Origin of the sequence: Hymenobacter sp. BT730 (genome assembly GCF_030542105.1) — a bacterium.
GTDB lineage: Bacteria > Bacteroidota > Bacteroidia > Cytophagales > Hymenobacteraceae > Hymenobacter.
Genome location: NZ_JAUOFB010000003.1, coordinates 156,394 through 172,648 on the forward strand (window position 1 = coordinate 156,394; position 16,255 = coordinate 172,648).

Consider the following 16,255-nt stretch of genomic DNA (forward strand, 5'->3'; position numbering starts at 1 on the left):
GCAGGCTGCCATATGAACGGGACCAGAGGAGGTGTTGGATTGTTTTTACTGTGCCTGCCGATGGAGCCGGGAAAAAGCTTCCGTAAACTTGTGCCTGTAATTAGCTCGTGTACCATGCCGCTTTCCATTGATATTTCTTCCCTGGCTGCGCTGCCTGCGGCCGCTGCCCAACTGCGCGCTGCCTTGGGCAGCCATACCCTTATTCTATTTGAAGGGGAAATGGGGGCCGGTAAAACCACCCTCATTAAGGCCCTGTGCGAGAATCTGGGAGTACAGGACGATGTGAGCAGCCCCACTTTTTCCTTGGTAAACGAGTATCGCAACGGCCAGAATCAACCCATTTATCACTTCGATTTCTACCGGATTGACGACCCCGCTGATGCCTTGCGCATGGGCGCATTGGAGTACTTCGATTCTGGCTATCTTTGCCTGATAGAGTGGCCTAGCCGGGTGGAAGCCCTGCTGCCGCTTCATCGGCTGCTCGTAACGATAATGGTTACGGGGCCGGATTCACGGCAATTAATTATTACTGAGGTAGAATGACGAATTGATTGTCGGGTGCAGGGTAGGTGTTGTGATGGGTGAACCGATGGTTGGAAGCTCCTTCTTTCTTGGTAATTCTTAATTTTTAATCTGAAAAGAATGCCCGACGCAGTGCCCCCCGGATTTGAGTCGCTGGCGACCAGCCGCGCTTACTTCACCCAGGAATCTATGCTGGCCGTGGAAACGCGGCGGCGCAAGCTGTTCATCGGGCTGCCGCGCGAAACCTCCCTGCAGGAAAACCGCATCTGCCTCACGCCGGAAGCTGTGAAACACCTGGTGGAAGCTGGCCACGACATTATTATAGAAAGCGGCGCCGGGGAGCCCAGTAAATACTCCGACCACGACTATTCCGAAGCAGGCGCCACCATTGCCTACACCGCCAAGGAAGTGTTTGAGGCAGATCTGGTGCTGAAAGTGGCCCCGCCCACGGCTGTGGAAATTGATTACCTGAAGGCAGGCCAAACGCTGATGTCAGCCCTGCAGTTCGGCTCTCTTTCCGCCGATTACATCACCTCTATCCTCCGCAAAAAAATAAACGCCATCAGCTTTGAGCTGATTAAAGACCCCTCCGGCGCCAAACCGGTGGTGCGGGCCATGAGCGAAATTGCGGGCTCTACCGTTATGCTGGTGGCCGCTGAGTACCTGGCGCGCTCCAACGAGGGCAAAGGGGTTATTCTGGGGGGAATTACCGGCGTACCGCCCTCGCAGGTAGTGATTCTGGGGGCGGGTACAGTAGCGGAGTATGCCGCCCGCGCTGCCACTGGGCTGGGGGCCGAGGTGAAGGTGTTCGATAATCACCTTTATAAGCTACGTCGGCTAAAACATAACCTGGGTACGCAGCTCTACACCAGTACCCTGGATACTTTCGTACTCAGCCAGCAGATCCGCCGAGCCGATGTAGTAATTGGCGCTCTGAATGCCGAGGAAGGCCGCGTGCCTTTCATGGTATCAGAAGAAGTGGTGGCATCAATGTCGCCGGGCTCCGTCATTATTGATGTAAGCATCGACCAGGGTGGCTGCTTTGAAACCAGCGAGATAACCACCCATAGCAAGCCGGTCTTCCGCAAATACGACGTGGTTCATTACTGCGTGCCCAACATTGCCTCCCGCGTACCCCGTACCGCGACCAATGCCCTGAGCAACATCTTTACGCCCATTCTGCAGGAAATCAGTGAGCATGGTGGCATTAATGAGGTGCTGTTTACGAATGAGCATTTTCGCTCCGGCGTGTATGCTTATAAAGGCTCCCTCACTAACTCTACGATAGCCAAGAAATTCAATATGCGCTACAAGGAGCTAGGCCTGATGATTGCCGTACGGAATTAACATTACTGTTTCATTGGTGCTTTAGGCCCATCGGTTTTATAATCAGGGCTTTTCCTGGCCTCCTGAGCTTGCGAAGGACTTCCGCCCTTGCTAGCTGCTGGAGCCAGAACTGCTTTGCTGGAAAGCTGCGGGTGGCAGCGTATGCCGCTGGCGCTACATGAAATGCTTTGTCCGCTGCGCTAAACGGGAGCTGCCAGCAGCAGTACCTTCCAGGCATCCAGCAAACGGCCTTCCTCCAGCAGCTTTTTGCCTAAAACCATCAGCTGGTGTTGCTGCTCGTGGAGGTTGCCACGGTATTTGTTGAGCGTGTAGCTAACCAAAGGCTCCTGACTGAATTCCTGTACTGCCTCGGGGGTAGGCAGAGCATCAATCTCTATGTTGGCCAGGCGGCCCAGGTTGTTGCCTGTCAGAATATCAGACTGACGAATGTGCTCCGGCAGATGGTCGATGCCGATGCCTTTGTTGCGGTTGGGCTTGGGTACTTCAAACAGGCTTTCCGGTGTCACGCGGGAGTACCAGTCGCCGCCCAGACGGGCTACGGCCTCAAACTTATGGGGGTCTACGCCGGGGCCATTTTTCAGGAGAATATCTTCCCGATAATGTGCCTGCACTACGCGGCAGATAACCAGGTTGCCGCCGCCGTTGGAGTCGCCTACGGGGATAACCTGCTCTACCACGCACTCGAAGGAAACCGGACATTCGGCCACGCGCGGAGGGCGCACCTTGTCCGATTTTAGCTCCGTAAGCCCGGCCTTATGAAACTCATTCACGCCCCGCTCATATTCTGTGGAGGCCAGGGACATCTGTTCTACCAGGGCATAGTCACAGATGTTGACCACGCACTCCGGCACCTCGTCGCGCACGTTATAGAGCGTGTGCTTTTGGGTGTTGTCGCGCACCCGGTTGGCCGGGGAGAAAATGAGTGTGGGCGGGTTAGAACTGAATACGTTGAAGAAGCTGAAGGGGCTCAGGTTTACTTCCCCATCCCGGGAAATAGTACTCACAAACGCAATGGGGCGCGGCGCAATGGCGCTGAGCATGTACTGGTGCCAGTCGGTATTGGAAAGGGTGCCCGGCGTGATGGTGCGAAACAGGGTGGGAGAAGACATAGCGGGTGGAGTAGGTGCAGCCAGAACCTGCGTAAAGCGCAACGTAGTACATTCAGGCCCACAAATATGATACAATACCCATTGCTATGCAGAATCAGGCATTAAGTAAGACGCTGAGCTACGTATTGCGCCACAAGCCCGAGGAGCTTGGCTTGCACCTGGATGCGCAGGGCTGGGTTAGCGTAACTGCGCTCCTGCAGGCGTTGCAGGCCCGTCATCCGGAAGTTACCCTGGAGCAACTCCATGAAGTGGTGGCAACAAACGATAAAAAGCGTTTTGCTTTTTCAGAAGATGAGCAGTTGATTCGGGCCAATCAGGGCCATTCGCTAGCAGTTGATTTAGCCCTCGAGGCTGTACCGCCGCCGGAAGTACTATACCACGGCACTGCTACCCGTTTTCTGTCCTCCATTCGGGCGAGCGGGCTGCAGCGGGGTACCCGGCAGTATGTGCATCTCTCGCCGGATCCGGAAACCGCTACTGCGGTAGGGCAACGCCATGGCTGCCCTGTTGTGTTAACGGTACACGCGGGAGAGCTACACCGCGCGGGCGCAGCGTTTTATATAGCAGAAAATGGCGTGTGGCTTACGCTGACGGTACCACCTGAATTTATTGGTGCCGAAGGGCTATCAGCTTCATAGATAGTATCCCGAACAACTGCCTCTAATGAAGGGATATGTCGGGCTGTTTTCATACTCTCAACCTTTGTTATCGTAGAATGAATTGCTAATTATCTATAGCTTAATCAGCCATTTCATTCTCTTGTCCTGATGTCCCAGCTTCGATGTCCCAAATGTGAATCTGCAGAGGCTACGAAAAGCGGGGTGGTGGGTGGCCGGCAGCGGTATAAGTGTAAAAATTGTGGCTACCATTATTCTGTGGCCAAAACCGGCAAGCAGACAAATCCTTACTATGTTGTTAAGGCCCTGCAGCTCTATATGGAAGGGGTAAGCTACCGCGAAATCGAACGTTTGCTGGGTGTAAGCCACGTCTCGGTCATGAACTGGGTGAAAAAATACGGAGTGACGGTTCCCCGGCAGACTGAGTATCATCCCACCTACAAAATTCTGAATCAGAAGGAGCTGGGAGAGTTTTTTCAACAGCCTGATAATTTGAAAGATAAGGGCCTAATGGTAACCGAGGTCGACAATAATTACATGCTGATTCAGTGGCAGAAGCCCGGTAAAGAGTAGAGCTATAGGCTGATTAGCAGTGGAAAATAAGATAGTTGCTTACTTCTACTTGGCAGAACAACTTCTTTGCTGCCATTCATATGCTTGGTTAGGCCACAACGACCTGCTTTTATCCACCACTTCTAGCTAAGCATGCCGACAGGCATCAAATCAATAACAAACACTATATTTTCATGGCGCCTAGTAACCGGCGACACTTGAAAAAGTAAAAGTGCTTAATAAGGCGCCTGGCTGAGAACTGGGTGGCAACTCTCATTTCTGGACCATCTCCCAAACTACCCTTCCAATGCCTGAAAACACCTCCAAACACGCTCGTATTCGTACGCTGGAAGACTACCACGAAGCCTACCGTCGTAGCGTCGAAAATCCGGAGGCCTTCTGGGCCGGAGTGGCAGAGCCGTTTTCCTGGCGGCGCAAGTGGAATAAAGTGTTTACCTCGGATATGGTGGCCGGGCACAATGAGTGGTTCCAGGGTGCCCGCTTGAACATAACGGAGAACTGCCTGGACCGCCACCTGGCTACCCGGGGCAACAAGCTGGCTATTATTTACGAGCCCAACGACCCCAAAACCCGACACCTGCGTCTTACCTACCGCGAGCTGCACCAGGAAGTCTGCAAATTTGCCAATGTGCTGCACAATAATGGGGTAGAGAAAGGGGACAGGGTGTGCCTCTATATGCCCATGATTCCGCAGCTGGCCATTGCGGTGCTGGCCTGCGCCCGCATTGGGGCTATTCACTCGGTCATCTTCGCCGGCTTCTCGGCCACGGCCATTGCCGACCGGGTGAACGATGCCCAGGCCAGCGTGGTACTCACCGCCGATGGTCTCAACCGCGGAGCTAAGCAGATTCCCGTAAAGCGCGTGGTAGATGAGGCCCTAGAAAGCTGCCCCAGCGTACGCCGCGTTATTGTTGTAGAGCATCTGGGTTGGCCCGTGCAGATGCAGGAAGGCCGCGACGTATGGTACCACGAGGAGGCAGAAGGCGTAGCCAAAACCTGTCCCGCCGAGGAAATGGACGCCGAAGACCCGTTGTTCATTCTGTATACCAGTGGCAGCACCGGCAAGCCCAAAGGCGTAGTACACAGCACTGCTGGCTACATGGTGTGGGCCGACTATACCTTCCGGAATGTGTTTCAGGTTGAGGAAAACGACGTGTACTGGTGCACCGCCGACATTGGCTGGGTAACGGGGCATACTTACCTGCTCTATGGCCCTTTGCTTTCCGGCAGTACTTCCCTCATGTTTGAGGGAATACCTACTTACCCCGATGCAGGCCGCTTCTGGGAGGTGATTGATAAGCACTCCGTCAGCATTTTTTACACCGCCCCCACGGCCATTCGCAGTCTAATGGCCGCTCCACTGGATAACGTGCTCAGCTATTCTCTGGACTCTTTGCGGGTGCTGGGTTCCGTAGGCGAGCCAATAAATGAGGAGGCCTGGTATTGGTATTATCAGCACGTGGGCAAGGAGCGGTGCCCTATTGTGGATACCTGGTGGCAGACGGAAACGGGCGGCATTATGATTTCAGCGCTGGCGGGCATTACGCCCAGCAAGCCAACCCACGCCGGTTTACCCCTGCCGGGCGTGCAACCCGTGCTGCTCACCCAGGAAGGCAAAGAAATTGAAGGAAACGACGAAGAAGGCTACCTCGCCATCAAGCATACCTGGCCGGGCATTATGCGGACAACCTACGGCGACCATGAGCGTGCCCGTCAGACCTATTTCGGCCCGTACCCGGGTTATTATTTCACCGGCGACGGTGCCCGCCGCGACGCTGACGGACTCTACCGTATTATTGGCCGCGTAGATGATGTCATTAATGTGTCGGGGCACCGCTTTGGCACTGCAGAAATCGAAAATGCCATCAATCAGAATCCGCACGTGGTGGAAAGTGCCGTGGTTGGTTATCCGCACGATGTAAAAGGGCAGGGCATTTATGCCTATGTCATTTGCCGGGATGGGGTACCAACTAAAAGCCCGCAGAAAGACCATATTGAGGCCAGTATCATAGAAACCATTGTGGCCGAAATCGGCAAAATTGCCAAGCCCGATAAAATTCAGATAGTCTCCGGCCTGCCCAAAACCCGTTCTGGTAAAATCATGCGCCGCATTCTGCGCAAAGTAGCCGAGGGCGACATTACCAACCTGGGTGATACCTCTACTTTGCTGGATCCACAGGTAGTGGATGAAATTATTAGCGGGAAGAAATAAGGCACTATCCTCTAAATCTGAAAGCCCGTGACCAGCAATGGTCACGGGCTTTCTGTTGGTAGTTTTGAAGCGTATTTAGTAATGCGTCTGCTGAGTCTTTGATAGTAGCCTGCCTTCTTTGTTTAGGGTTTAGTGAGCCCCGCACCAACCATTATCGAGATGTTTCAGCAGCCACAGCTGGACGAGGGAAAAGGAAAATTACAACTGGGGGGCCGGTAGCACGGTGCCGCGCACTTCGCCAAAACCAATGCGCAGTCCATCTTTTTCAGCATAGCCGCGCATAATCACCGTGTCGCCATCCTGCAGGAACTTGCGCTCTGTGCCATTGGGTAGGTGCAGCGGCTTGGTGCCGCGCCAGGAAAGCTCCAGCATGGAGCCGTAGGAATCCGGTGTAGGGCCACTGATGGTGCCGGAGGCGTATAAGTCGGCTACTTCCAGAGGGCAGCCATTGCTGGCATGGTGAGCCAGCTGCTGGGCCATATTCCAGTACATGTACCGGAAATTGGAGTGGCAGATAACCGTTTCCGGGCCGCCTTTGGGCTGTAGTACTACCTCTAGTTGAATGTCAAAGTTATGGTCGCCATCCAGTTGCAGGTAAGGCAAAGGTTGGGGCTCCTGTTCCGGGCCAGCCACGCGGAAGGGCTCCAGCGCATCCAGGGTAACCACCCAGGGCGATACGCTGCTACCGAAGTTCTTGCCCAGGAACGGACCCAGGGGCACATATTCCCAGCTTTGAATGTCGCGCGCGCTCCAGTCGTTGAAGAGCAGCAGACCAAAGATGTGGTCTTCGGCAGCAGCTACTGGAACAGTTTCGCCCATTGTGGTGCCTTCACCTATCACGAAAGCCACTTCCAGTTCAAAATCCAATTGCTGCGAAGGGCCAAAGATAGGTGCGGCGGCATCGGGAGCCTTGCGCTGGCCATTTGGCCTGCGGATGGGCGTGCCACTAACCACAATGCTGCTGGTACGGCCGTGGTATCCAATGGGAATATGGCGCCAGTTGGGCAACAGCGCGTTGCTGGGGTCGCGGAACATGGTGCCCACATTGGTGGCGTGCTCAATGCTGCTGTAAAAATCGGTATAGTTCTGGGGCTTAATGGGGCGCAGCAGGCGCACTTCTCGCTGGCGCACCAGGCAGTTGCGCATGGCTTCTTCGTTGTTGCGCAGGGTAGGGTTGTCGTGGCGCAGCAACTCGCTTACACGCTGGCGTACAGCCCGCCAGGCAGGTTGACCCAGGCGAATGAAAGCATTCAGGGAGCGGCGCCGAAAGACCTTCGGCTGGGCTGATCCAAGACCAAGGTCATCGAAAAAACCATACTGCGCTACCGCATACAGGTCCAACACATATTCGCCAATGGCCACGCCCACGCGGGTGCCTCGCTCATCCGTCTCAAATACACCAAACGGCAGGTTCTGAATTGGGAAGTCGCTGTGGGGCGGAATATCAATCCAGGAATGCAGCGTAGGGTCGTTCGGGTTGGCCATAGCGGGGAGAATAGGTTAGGCCACAAATGTAGGTTAACCCGGCAAATGATGGATAAGCAGGCTAAGGTGATGGTTAGGATAGCCAGGGTGCAGCTACTACATTGAGCTTCCTGGTCCGAAGTTAATTGCCGTCACAATTGCGCATGTACGACTAGCGCGTATTCTGCTAACAGTAGTAGGGTTAGCAGTAATTTTTCGTCTTCCCCTCCATTCAACCGAGATAATATAAAAGCATGGACAAAATGAATAGCCATAAGGAGGAGTTGACACCAGAACAACGGGAGGAAATTCTCAGCACATTGAAAGCCCGTTTTGAGAAAAACGTAAACCGTCATCAAGGCCTTGAATGGGCTCAGGTACAAGCGCGACTGGAAGCCTATCCGGAAAAGCTATGGTCACTCCAGCAGATGGAAAGCACGGGCGGTGAACCAGATGTTGTGGGTCAGGATGAAAAGACGGGAGAGTATATCTTTTATGATTGTTCAGCAGAAAGCCCAAACGGCCGCAGAAGCATTTGTTACGACCGTGCAGGTTTGGAATCCAGAAAAGAACACAAACCAGAAAATAATGCTGTGGATATGGCGGCCACTATGGGCATTGAGCTCTTAACCGAGGAGCAATACCGGGAGCTGCAGAAACTTGGAAATTTCGATACGAAAACATCGAGCTGGCTGAAAACACCTGCTGAGATTAGAAAACTCGGTGGGGCCATCTTTGCTGATTTCCGCTACGGTACTGTCTTCGTATATCACAACGGTGCACAATCTTACTATGGCGGTAGGGCATTCCGTGGCTCGCTAAGAGTCTGAAATTCAAAATCGTTACCCCCAATAATCACCAAGCCCCGCTCTCACCGAAATCGGTAGGAGCGGGGCTTGCCGTAAAAAGCGAAATAGAACTAGCGCACCTGGCCGGCAGGCTGCTCCTGCATGGGCGTGCTATTAATGGCTTCTACCGAACGAATTTCGGGCACGGCTTTTTTAACCGATTCTTCCACTCCGGCTTTCAGCGTCATCGGCGACATTGGGCACGTGCCGCAAGCGCCCAGCAGCTCCAGCTGCAGCACCATATCCTCGGTAATGTTAAGGATGCGTACGTTGCCGCCATCGGCCGCCAGGTATGGACGAATAGTGTCCAGAGCCTGTTCAATGCGCGGCAAAAGAGGATGGTCGGCTACGGCAGGAGAATAGCTCATGGATATATATCATGTAACGCTACAAGGCGGGCTAAGATGGCCGGATAAGTAGCTTAAGGCTTGGGTAAAGGTACAGCTTTCGAGAGTATGGATAGCAACAAACGGGTACCCCGCAAAGTTGCCAGCCCGGGGCAAAGGCCTATTAGGCCTTCATTTCCACTATCTGGGTGCGAGGCGCAATGGCATTGCGGATGGATACCTGCCGGGCCAGCTCCTCAGCCAGCTGCGCAAACAACTCGGCAGAGGGGGTGCCGGGCTCCAGAATGGCCGGGGTGCCCTGGTCGCCATTCTCGCGGATGCTTTGCACCAGCGGAATATGGCCCAGCAGCGGTACCTGATGCTTATCGGCGAGGCGCTGGCCGCCGCCTTCGCCAAAGATGAAGTACTTGTTTTCGGGCAGTTCGGCGGGGGTAAACCAAGCCATATTCTCCACAATGCCCAGAATAGGCACGTTAATCTGGGGCAGACGGAACATCTGCATGCCTTTCTCGGCATCGGCCAGAGCCACTTTCTGCGGCGTGGTCACGATGAGGGCGCCGGTGACGGGCACCGTCTGCACCATGGTCAGGTGAATGTCGGAGGTTCCGGGAGGCATGTCCAGCAGCAGATAGTCCAGCTCGCCCCAGTCTACTTCTGTAATAAACTGCTTCAGCGCCGACGAAGCCATGGGGCCGCGCCACACAATAGCCGACTCGGCGGGGGCCAGGAAACCAATGCTCATCAGCTTCACCCCAAATTTCTCAATGGGCTGAATCAGGTTTTTGCCTTCCGGCGTCTGGTACACGTGGGGGCGGGCATCTTCCACGCCAAACATCAGCGGCATGCTGGGGCCGGAAATGTCAGCGTCTACCAGGCCTACTTTGGCGCCGGTTTTGGCCAGCGCAATGGCCAGGTTAGCCGTTACGGTGCTTTTGCCTACGCCGCCTTTCCCGGAAGCAATGGCAATGATATTCTTCACGCCAGGCAGCAGGTCACGGTTCTGGCGCATGCTGGTCACGCGCGAGGTCATGCTGATTTTTACATCGGCCTCCTTGTCCACCATGGTATGGATGGCGCGCACGCAGGCATTGTGAATCAGCTCTTTGAGGGGGCAGGCGGGCGTGGTGAGCACCACCGTGAAGGAAACCGTTTTGCCTTCAATTGCCACGTCCTCAATCATGTTCAGCGTGACCAGGTCTTGGCCCAGATCGGGCTCCTCCACGTAGCTGAGGGCTTTCAGGACGTCTTCTTTGGTAATGGTAGCCATTATATTCAGTGAGAAAATGCGGATGCGAAGTGCAAAGATAACCCGGAAAAGTGGGAGGTAGTTTGGGAAAGAATCCGCTGAATTTTCGGGGCGGGAGGATTCTGAAAATCGAATCCCCTCCGTTATCATCGTACCTTCGCCGCTGAGCTTGTACCACCTGTTGCCCCGCATTCCCTTGGCCCGCATCCCCAAAGAAACCATTGACCAGATTCTGCACCACGCCGACATCGTAGAAGTCGTCGGCGACTTCGTTTCCTTGAAGCGAAAAGGGCAGAATATGTGGGCATGCTGCCCGTTTCACCACGAAAAGTCGCCGAGCTTTTCGGTAGCGCCAGCCAAGGGCCTTTATAAGTGCTTTGGCTGCGGCAAGGCCGGCGGCGTGGTGCAGTTTATCATGGATATTGAGGGCACCAGCTACGTGGAAGCCCTAAAATACCTGGCTAAAAAGTACGGTATTGACGTTCAGGAGGAAGAAAAAACGCCCGAGCAGCAGCTGGCACAAAACGATAAGGACTCGCAGTTCATCGTTTCCAACTGGGCCAAGGACCACTACCACAAGCTACTCCTGCACCACGAGGAAGGCCAGAGCATTGGCCTAAGCTACCTGCGCCAGCGTGGCCTGAACCAGAACACCATCCAAACGTTTGAGCTGGGCTACTCCCTCGACCTCTGGGATGACCTGCTGAAAGCCGCTGAGCGGGACGGCTACGACAAAAAATACCTTGAGAAAACCGGCCTTACCATCGTTAAGGAAGACGAGCAGGGTAAGGACACCGGCCGCCGATATGACCGTTTCCGGGGCCGCGTCATGTTCCCCATTCACAACGTATCGGGGCGCGTGGTGGGCTTTGGCGCGCGCACGCTGAAGGCCAACGACAAAACGGCCAAGTACTTAAACTCGCCGGAGTCGGAAATCTACCATAAGTCGGATGTGCTCTACGGCCTGTACCAAAGCCGGCAGGCTATTCGTACGGAGGAGCAGTGCTATTTGGTAGAGGGCTATTTGGATGTACTGAGCCTGCACCAGGGCGGCATCAAAAACGTGGTAGCCTCCTCAGGTACTTCGCTCACCGAGGGCCAGATCCGCCTGATTAAGCGGTATTCTGATAACGTAACGGTGCTGTACGATGGCGACGCGGCCGGCATCCGGGCCTCGCTACGCGGCATTGATATGCTGCTGGAAGGCGGCCTGAATGTGCGCGTGGTGCTGTTTCCGGACGGCGACGACCCCGACAGCTACATCCGTAAAGTAGGCGACCAGCGCTTTAAAGACCACCTGGAAACCGCCAGCCAGGACTTTATCACCTTCAAAACCCAGCTGGTAGCCAAAGAAGCGGCCCACGACCCGGTAAAGAAGGCCGAAGCCATTCGGGAAGTGCTGCAAAGCATTGCCAAAGTGCCGGACCCCATCAAGCGACAGGTATTTTTGCAGCAAACCAGCAACACCTTCGGCATTGATGAGCAAGTACTTATCACCGAATACAACAAGCTGGTTAAGAATGCCACCCAGAAAGCCGTGCCCTCGCCGGGCAGTGCCCCCAGCGGACTAGGTCAACAGCCACCGTCGGCTGCTCCCCGGGCCATGTCACCGGAGGAGGAAGCCGAAGCGCTGATGTACGGCGCCACGCCCGATGAGCTGGGCGGCATTGCCTCACCCGGGCGCGACGAGATGGAACCCATTGGTGACGTGCTGCAAACCTGCGAGCGGGAAATTGTGCGTCTGCTGGTACTCTACGCGCCCCAGCCCCTCACCGAGGATGTAGCCGTGGCCCAATACCTGATTGCGCAGCTGGAAGAAACCCCGCTGCGCACGCCGCTCTACGCCGATGTGCTGCACTGGTGCCAGCAGGAAATGGAGCAGGGCCGCTGGCCCGAAATACGCAACCTCATTCAGCACCACCGCTCCGATATTCGCGCCCTTATCGGCGACCTGGCTACGGAAAAGCACGAGCTCAGCCCCAACTGGACTACCCACCAGATTCATGTGCCCCGCGAGCTGGACCTCATTCAGCAGGCCTGCGACAATGCCATTCTGCGCCTGAAAAAAGAAGTGGTGCAGCGGGAGCTAAACAAGCTGCAGCTGGAATTGCGTCAGGCCCAGGACCCCGCCGCCGTAGACCGTATTCTGGAAAACCTGATGCTCTACAAGCGCCTGGACAATGAACTGGCCGCCCACCTGGGTACCGTCATTCCGCGCAATATTGCGTAGAAGCGCCACTATCCTAACTTAGCTCTGTGCGCCTCAACCAAGTAAAATATACTCCCGTACCCGCTTCTGTGTGGAAGCGGGCCAATCTTAGCCGGTTTATTGTGGCCCTGGCGCTGGCTGCCCTGAGCCTGTTTATTGGTATTGTGGGGTTTATGTTTTATGGCGGCTACAATGTGGTCGATGCCTTCTACATGACCATGATTACGGTGTCCACCGTTGGCTTTGGAGAGCTGCATACCATGGATCAGAGCGGGCGCCTGTTTGTCTCGCTGTATATCTTTTTCAACTTGCTGGTGGTGGCCTACCTCGTATCGGTACTCACTACTTATATCTTCGACGGCGAGCTGCGTAACATCTTCCATATGTTCAAAACTGATCAGGAAATCCGCAGCTTCAGCGGGCACGTAATCGTGTGTGGCTTCGGGCGCAACGGCAGTAAGGCCTATCATGAGCTGCGGAGCAACGGTGCCCGCGTGGTTGTCATCGAGCAAAATCAGAAGCTGATGCGCGACCGGGTAGAAGCAGGCTTTGGGGCCGTACCTGCCGTGTTTGGCGATGCTACTTCTGATGAAAGTCTGCGCGCCGCCGGCATTGAGCGTGCCACTGCCCTCATTACCGCCTTGCCTAAAGATTCCGACAACGTTTTCGTGGCCCTCACTGCCCGTGAGCTAAACCCTAAAATCAAGATTATTGCCCGCGCCAGCCTGAAATCCAGTGAGGCTAAGTTGCTGCGTGCTGGCGCCGATTCCGTAGTGATGCCCGATGAAATAGGTGGCTCGCATATGGCTAACCTGGTAGTACGCCCCGAGGTGATTCGGTTTCTGGAAATGATATCAGGACTAGGTCCCGATAAGCTACGCCTGGAAGAGCTGCGCTACGCCGGGGTGCGTCGGGAATTTCAGGGTAAAAGTATCCGGGAGCTGGACATTCGCTCCCGCAGTGGAGCCACAGTGATAGGCTTAAAGCTGAGCTCCGGAGAGTTTGTGGTAAGCCCTAGCGCCGATGTGCGTCCTGGCCCCGGCGACGTACTGCTACTCTTAGGAACCGAGGCCCAGATAAAGCTGCTGGAGCAGCAGTTTCTACCCTAAAGCCAGGGCTACTTGCGACGGGAAGTGTAGCTTTGCAGCCGCAAGAACCCCCGATGTTTCTGCCAGCCGCCTGTCTCCGTGCGTATTCTGCAAATCTGTCCGCGAGTACCGTTCCCCCCGCATGATGGTGGCGCTATTGCCATGTATGATGTGGCTGCCGGCCTGGCCCATGCCGGCCATCAGGTTACCGTACTGGCCATTAATACGCCCAAGCATTATCAGCCAGACCACGTGCTGGCGCATTTGCCCGGCGTGAGTCTGCAAACGGTAGCGGTAGATACCCGCCTCTCTCCCTGGAAAGCGCTGCGCAATCTGGCTTTGGGACAGGTGCCTTATAACGTAGAGCGGTTTATCAGTCCGGCTTTTGAAGCTGCCTTGCGAGAGCTGCTGCGCAATGGGCAGTTTGATGTAGTGCAACTGGAGGGCACGTTTGTGGCCTGGTACGTAAATATTGTGCGCGCCGAGGCTCCCAAGACTCCGGTTATATTACGGGCACACAACCTGGAGCACGGCATCTGGCAGATGCTGGCCAGTCGGGAAACCAACCCGGTTAAGCGTTGGTATCTCAGCCATCTGGCTACCGGCCTGCGCACCTTTGAGCAGGACTACCTGCCGCGTTTTGACGCCATTGCCGCCATAACCGAGCCCGACCAGCGCCGACTCCGGGAACTGAACTGCCAGGAGCCGGTGGTATTTATTCCGGCCGGAGTAGACTTGCAGCGGTTTCAGCGCAACCCTGGCATCCATGCTCAGCCGCGGACGTTATTCATGATCAGTTCCCTGAACTGGCTGCCCAATCAGGAAGGGCTGGATTGGTTTCTTAGCCAAGTGTGGCCCCGTATTTCCGACCGGCTGCCCGATTTGGAACTGCACCTGGCTGGCAAAGACATGCCCCCTCGCTATCAACAGTTACGGCTGCCCCGCGTAGTGGTGCACGGCTTTGTTGACTCGGCCGCCGAGTTTATGCAACAGTATGAACTGATGCTGGTGCCGCTGCTTTCCGGAGGCGGTATGCGCGTCAAAATCATTGAAGGCATGGCCTTGGGGAAGTGCATTCTAAGCACTGGCGTGGGGTCCGAAGGTATTTATTGTCAAAACAACAAAGACATTATTCTTTGCGACGACCCCGAAGAATGGGCGGAGCGTATTGAGCGGTATTACCACGGCGAGCTGTGTCATGATAAGCTGGGCGAGGAAGCTGCCGCAACCATAAAGCGCCTGTATGATAACCGCCGGATAATTGAGAAATTCGAGGAGTTGTACCGCTCGCTAAGCCTGCAGCCCGCATGATGAGCACTGTGGCCGCCATAGTTTTCTGGCTGAGCCTGCTGCTGGTTGCGCACACCTACGTGCTGTTCCCCTGGCTTTTGGCACTGCGGGCGCGGGGCCGTCTTCAAAATGCCCAGGTGTATCCGGTCCACACTGATGACCTGCCGGCAGTTGATATCCTACTAGCCGTACACAACGAAGAGCAGGTTATCGAAGAAAAAATCCACTCGACCCTGGCTAGCACATACCCGCTGGACAAGCTCACCTTTTATATTGGGTCCGATAACTCCACTGACCGTACCCATGCTTTTGTGGAGCGCCTGCAGCAGGAGTACTCCCAAATTCGGTTCCGGCCTTTTCTGCAGCGTACCGGCAAACCCGGCGTGATGGAGGCCCTTTCCCGGGAAGCTACCGCGCCGGTATTAGTCCTCACGGATGCTAACGTGTTTTTTGCGCCCGATACACTGTATCAACTGGTAAAACATTTCCAAAATCCCGCTATTGGGCTGGTAGGCGGAAACATCCTGAATCCCGAACATCGGGCTGAAGGAATTTCAGGACAGGAAAAAGCATATCTGGAGCGCGAAAACCTGATTAAATATCAGGAAGGCATTTTATGGGGGACCATGATAGGCGCCTTTGGTGGCTGTTTTGCGGTTCGCCGCGCGGCCTATCATCCAGCCCCGGCTCATTTCCTCGTCGATGACTTTTATATCTCCATGGCGGTGCTGCGTGATGGGTATCAGGCCATCCATGAGCTGCAGGCCGTGTGCTATGAAGATGTGTCGGATAAGCTGCCGGAGGAGTTTCGGCGCAAAGCCCGCATATCAGCGGGTAATTTTCAAAACCTGAGCGTTTTTGGGGAGCTGCTCTGGCCCTTGTGGTCAGGGCGAGCCTATGCTTTCTGGTCGCACAAGGTGCTGCGCTGGCTTACCCCTTTGTTTCTGCTCCTGATGCTGGCCGCCAACTTCGTGTTGGTGGTGCAGGGTGGCAGCTGGTTCTACTGGCTTACACTACTAGGCCAATTAGGCCTGCCCCTGCTCATGGCAGTTGACTGGCTGCTACGGCAAGCGGGTTGGCATAACCGCCTATTGCGCTTTGTAACGCACTTTTATAGCATGAATGCGGCCTTGTTGGTGGGCTTCTGGCGTTTTATGCGGGGAGTGAAAAGCACGGTTTGGCAGCCCACCCAGCGCTTTCAGCAAGCCGGTAGATAGGCGAATAGCGGAAGCAAAAAGTGGATGGTTTGGGGTTTGAAGTACTGTAAGCGTAATATCTCATCTTCTCACTATTTCATTCACTACCCATTTCACCTTTCGTAACTTCGCGCCGCCGTTACGGTTTACACTCCGGGCGCGCCTTTCCTTTTCCCGCCCAATTCAG

Annotated in this window: 14 protein-coding genes and 1 pseudogene; 11 read left to right on the forward strand and 4 right to left on the reverse strand. The window is 55.1% G+C overall.

Annotated features, from left to right (window positions below; translation table 11 throughout):
* The first annotated feature begins 114 nt into the window (after positions 1–114).
* Together tsaE and Q4G72_RS10510 are read left to right on the forward strand one after the other, a co-directional pair.
* Positions 115–543 (forward strand): tRNA (adenosine(37)-N6)-threonylcarbamoyltransferase complex ATPase subunit type 1 TsaE, encoded by a 429-nt coding sequence (tsaE, locus tag Q4G72_RS10505; protein WP_303311382.1) that lies wholly within the window; start codon positions 115–117, stop codon positions 541–543.
* A 99-nt stretch (positions 544–642) separates the two neighbouring features.
* Positions 643–1,869: an alanine dehydrogenase gene (locus Q4G72_RS10510; RefSeq protein WP_303311383.1), complete on the forward strand. Its 1,227-nt coding sequence runs from the start codon at positions 643–645 to the stop codon at positions 1,867–1,869.
* 179 nt (positions 1,870–2,048) lie between these two features.
* Here the strand turns inward: Q4G72_RS10510 and Q4G72_RS10515 are convergent, their stop codons facing one another.
* On the reverse strand, positions 2,049–2,978 hold the full coding sequence (locus Q4G72_RS10515) for a flavin reductase family protein (protein ID WP_303311384.1): 930 nt from the start codon (positions 2,976–2,978) through the stop codon (positions 2,049–2,051).
* An 86-nt stretch (positions 2,979–3,064) separates the two neighbouring features.
* On the opposite strand from Q4G72_RS10515, the gene Q4G72_RS10520 reads away from it, so the two are divergent.
* From Q4G72_RS10520 to acs, 4 genes and pseudogenes are all read left to right on the forward strand, one after another.
* A complete protein-coding gene (locus Q4G72_RS10520) occupies positions 3,065–3,616 on the forward strand; it encodes an RNA 2'-phosphotransferase (protein WP_303311385.1) in 552 nt (183 codons plus the stop codon).
* A 129-nt stretch (positions 3,617–3,745) separates the two neighbouring features.
* A pseudogene (locus Q4G72_RS17945) lies at positions 3,746–3,835 on the forward strand (transposase-like zinc-binding domain-containing protein); the annotation flags it as partial.
* 18 nt (positions 3,836–3,853) lie between these two features.
* A complete protein-coding gene (locus Q4G72_RS10525) occupies positions 3,854–4,168 on the forward strand; it encodes a helix-turn-helix domain-containing protein (RefSeq protein ID WP_303311386.1) in 315 nt (104 codons plus the stop codon).
* A 265-nt stretch (positions 4,169–4,433) separates the two neighbouring features.
* Complete coding sequence (gene acs, locus Q4G72_RS10530; RefSeq protein ID WP_303311775.1) at positions 4,434–6,380, forward strand: acetate--CoA ligase; 1,947 nt, start codon at positions 4,434–4,436, stop codon at positions 6,378–6,380.
* A 198-nt stretch (positions 6,381–6,578) separates the two neighbouring features.
* Here acs and fahA read toward each other — a convergent pair whose 3' ends face one another.
* Positions 6,579–7,865 (reverse strand): fumarylacetoacetase, encoded by a 1,287-nt coding sequence (gene fahA / locus Q4G72_RS10535; protein WP_303311387.1) that lies wholly within the window; start codon positions 7,863–7,865, stop codon positions 6,579–6,581.
* 242 nt (positions 7,866–8,107) lie between these two features.
* On the opposite strand from fahA, the gene Q4G72_RS10540 reads away from it, so the two are divergent.
* Positions 8,108–8,674: a DUF4256 domain-containing protein gene (locus Q4G72_RS10540; RefSeq protein ID WP_303311776.1), complete on the forward strand. Its 567-nt coding sequence runs from the start codon at positions 8,108–8,110 to the stop codon at positions 8,672–8,674.
* Positions 8,675–8,763: 89 nt separating this feature from the next.
* Here the strand turns inward: Q4G72_RS10540 and Q4G72_RS10545 are convergent, their stop codons facing one another.
* On the reverse strand, positions 8,764–9,060 hold the full coding sequence (locus tag Q4G72_RS10545; protein WP_303311388.1) for a NifU family protein: 297 nt from the start codon (positions 9,058–9,060) through the stop codon (positions 8,764–8,766).
* A 142-nt stretch (positions 9,061–9,202) separates the two neighbouring features.
* Positions 9,203–10,306, reverse strand: a complete 1,104-nt coding sequence (locus Q4G72_RS10550) for an Mrp/NBP35 family ATP-binding protein (RefSeq protein WP_303311389.1) — start codon at positions 10,304–10,306, stop codon at positions 9,203–9,205.
* Positions 10,307–10,466: 160 nt separating this feature from the next.
* Here Q4G72_RS10550 and dnaG point away from each other — a divergent pair, with 160 nt between their 5' ends.
* From dnaG to Q4G72_RS10570, 4 genes are all read left to right on the forward strand, one after another.
* Complete coding sequence (gene dnaG, locus Q4G72_RS10555) at positions 10,467–12,515, forward strand: DNA primase (RefSeq protein WP_303311390.1); 2,049 nt, start codon at positions 10,467–10,469, stop codon at positions 12,513–12,515.
* 26 nt (positions 12,516–12,541) lie between these two features.
* The gene (locus Q4G72_RS10560; RefSeq protein WP_303311391.1) at positions 12,542–13,603 is read left to right on the forward strand and encodes a potassium channel family protein; all 1,062 of its coding nucleotides are present in this window, start codon (positions 12,542–12,544) and stop codon (positions 13,601–13,603) included.
* A 78-nt stretch (positions 13,604–13,681) separates the two neighbouring features.
* A complete protein-coding gene (locus tag Q4G72_RS10565; protein ID WP_303311392.1) occupies positions 13,682–14,893 on the forward strand; it encodes a glycosyltransferase family 4 protein in 1,212 nt (403 codons plus the stop codon).
* Positions 14,890–16,089 carry a glycosyltransferase gene (locus Q4G72_RS10570; protein WP_303311393.1) on the forward strand — a complete coding sequence of 400 codons (1,200 nt, stop codon included), beginning with the start codon at positions 14,890–14,892 and terminating at the stop codon, positions 16,087–16,089. The genes Q4G72_RS10565 and Q4G72_RS10570 overlap by 4 nt, the downstream gene beginning before the upstream one ends.
* Positions 16,090–16,255 lie beyond the last annotated feature (166 nt).

Excerpts from the sequence above, each read along its gene's own strand:
- Q4G72_RS10545 (WP_303311388.1), bottom strand. The coding sequence starts at position 9,060 with ATGAGCTATTCTCCTGCCGTAGCCGACCATCCTCTTTTGCCGCGCATT.
- Q4G72_RS10540 (WP_303311776.1), top strand. The coding sequence starts at position 8,108 with ATGAATAGCCATAAGGAGGAGTTGACACCAGAACAACGGGAGGAAATT.
- Q4G72_RS10570 (WP_303311393.1), top strand. The coding sequence starts at position 14,890 with ATGATGAGCACTGTGGCCGCCATAGTTTTCTGGCTGAGCCTGCTGCTG.
- tsaE (WP_303311382.1), top strand. The coding sequence starts at position 115 with ATGCCGCTTTCCATTGATATTTCTTCCCTGGCTGCGCTGCCTGCGGCC.
- Q4G72_RS10520 (WP_303311385.1), top strand. The coding sequence starts at position 3,065 with ATGCAGAATCAGGCATTAAGTAAGACGCTGAGCTACGTATTGCGCCAC.
- Q4G72_RS10510 (WP_303311383.1), top strand. The coding sequence starts at position 643 with ATGCCCGACGCAGTGCCCCCCGGATTTGAGTCGCTGGCGACCAGCCGC.
- fahA (WP_303311387.1), bottom strand. The coding sequence starts at position 7,865 with ATGGCCAACCCGAACGACCCTACGCTGCATTCCTGGATTGATATTCCG.
- Q4G72_RS10550 (WP_303311389.1), bottom strand. The coding sequence starts at position 10,306 with ATGGCTACCATTACCAAAGAAGACGTCCTGAAAGCCCTCAGCTACGTG.
- Q4G72_RS10515 (WP_303311384.1), bottom strand. The coding sequence starts at position 2,978 with ATGTCTTCTCCCACCCTGTTTCGCACCATCACGCCGGGCACCCTTTCC.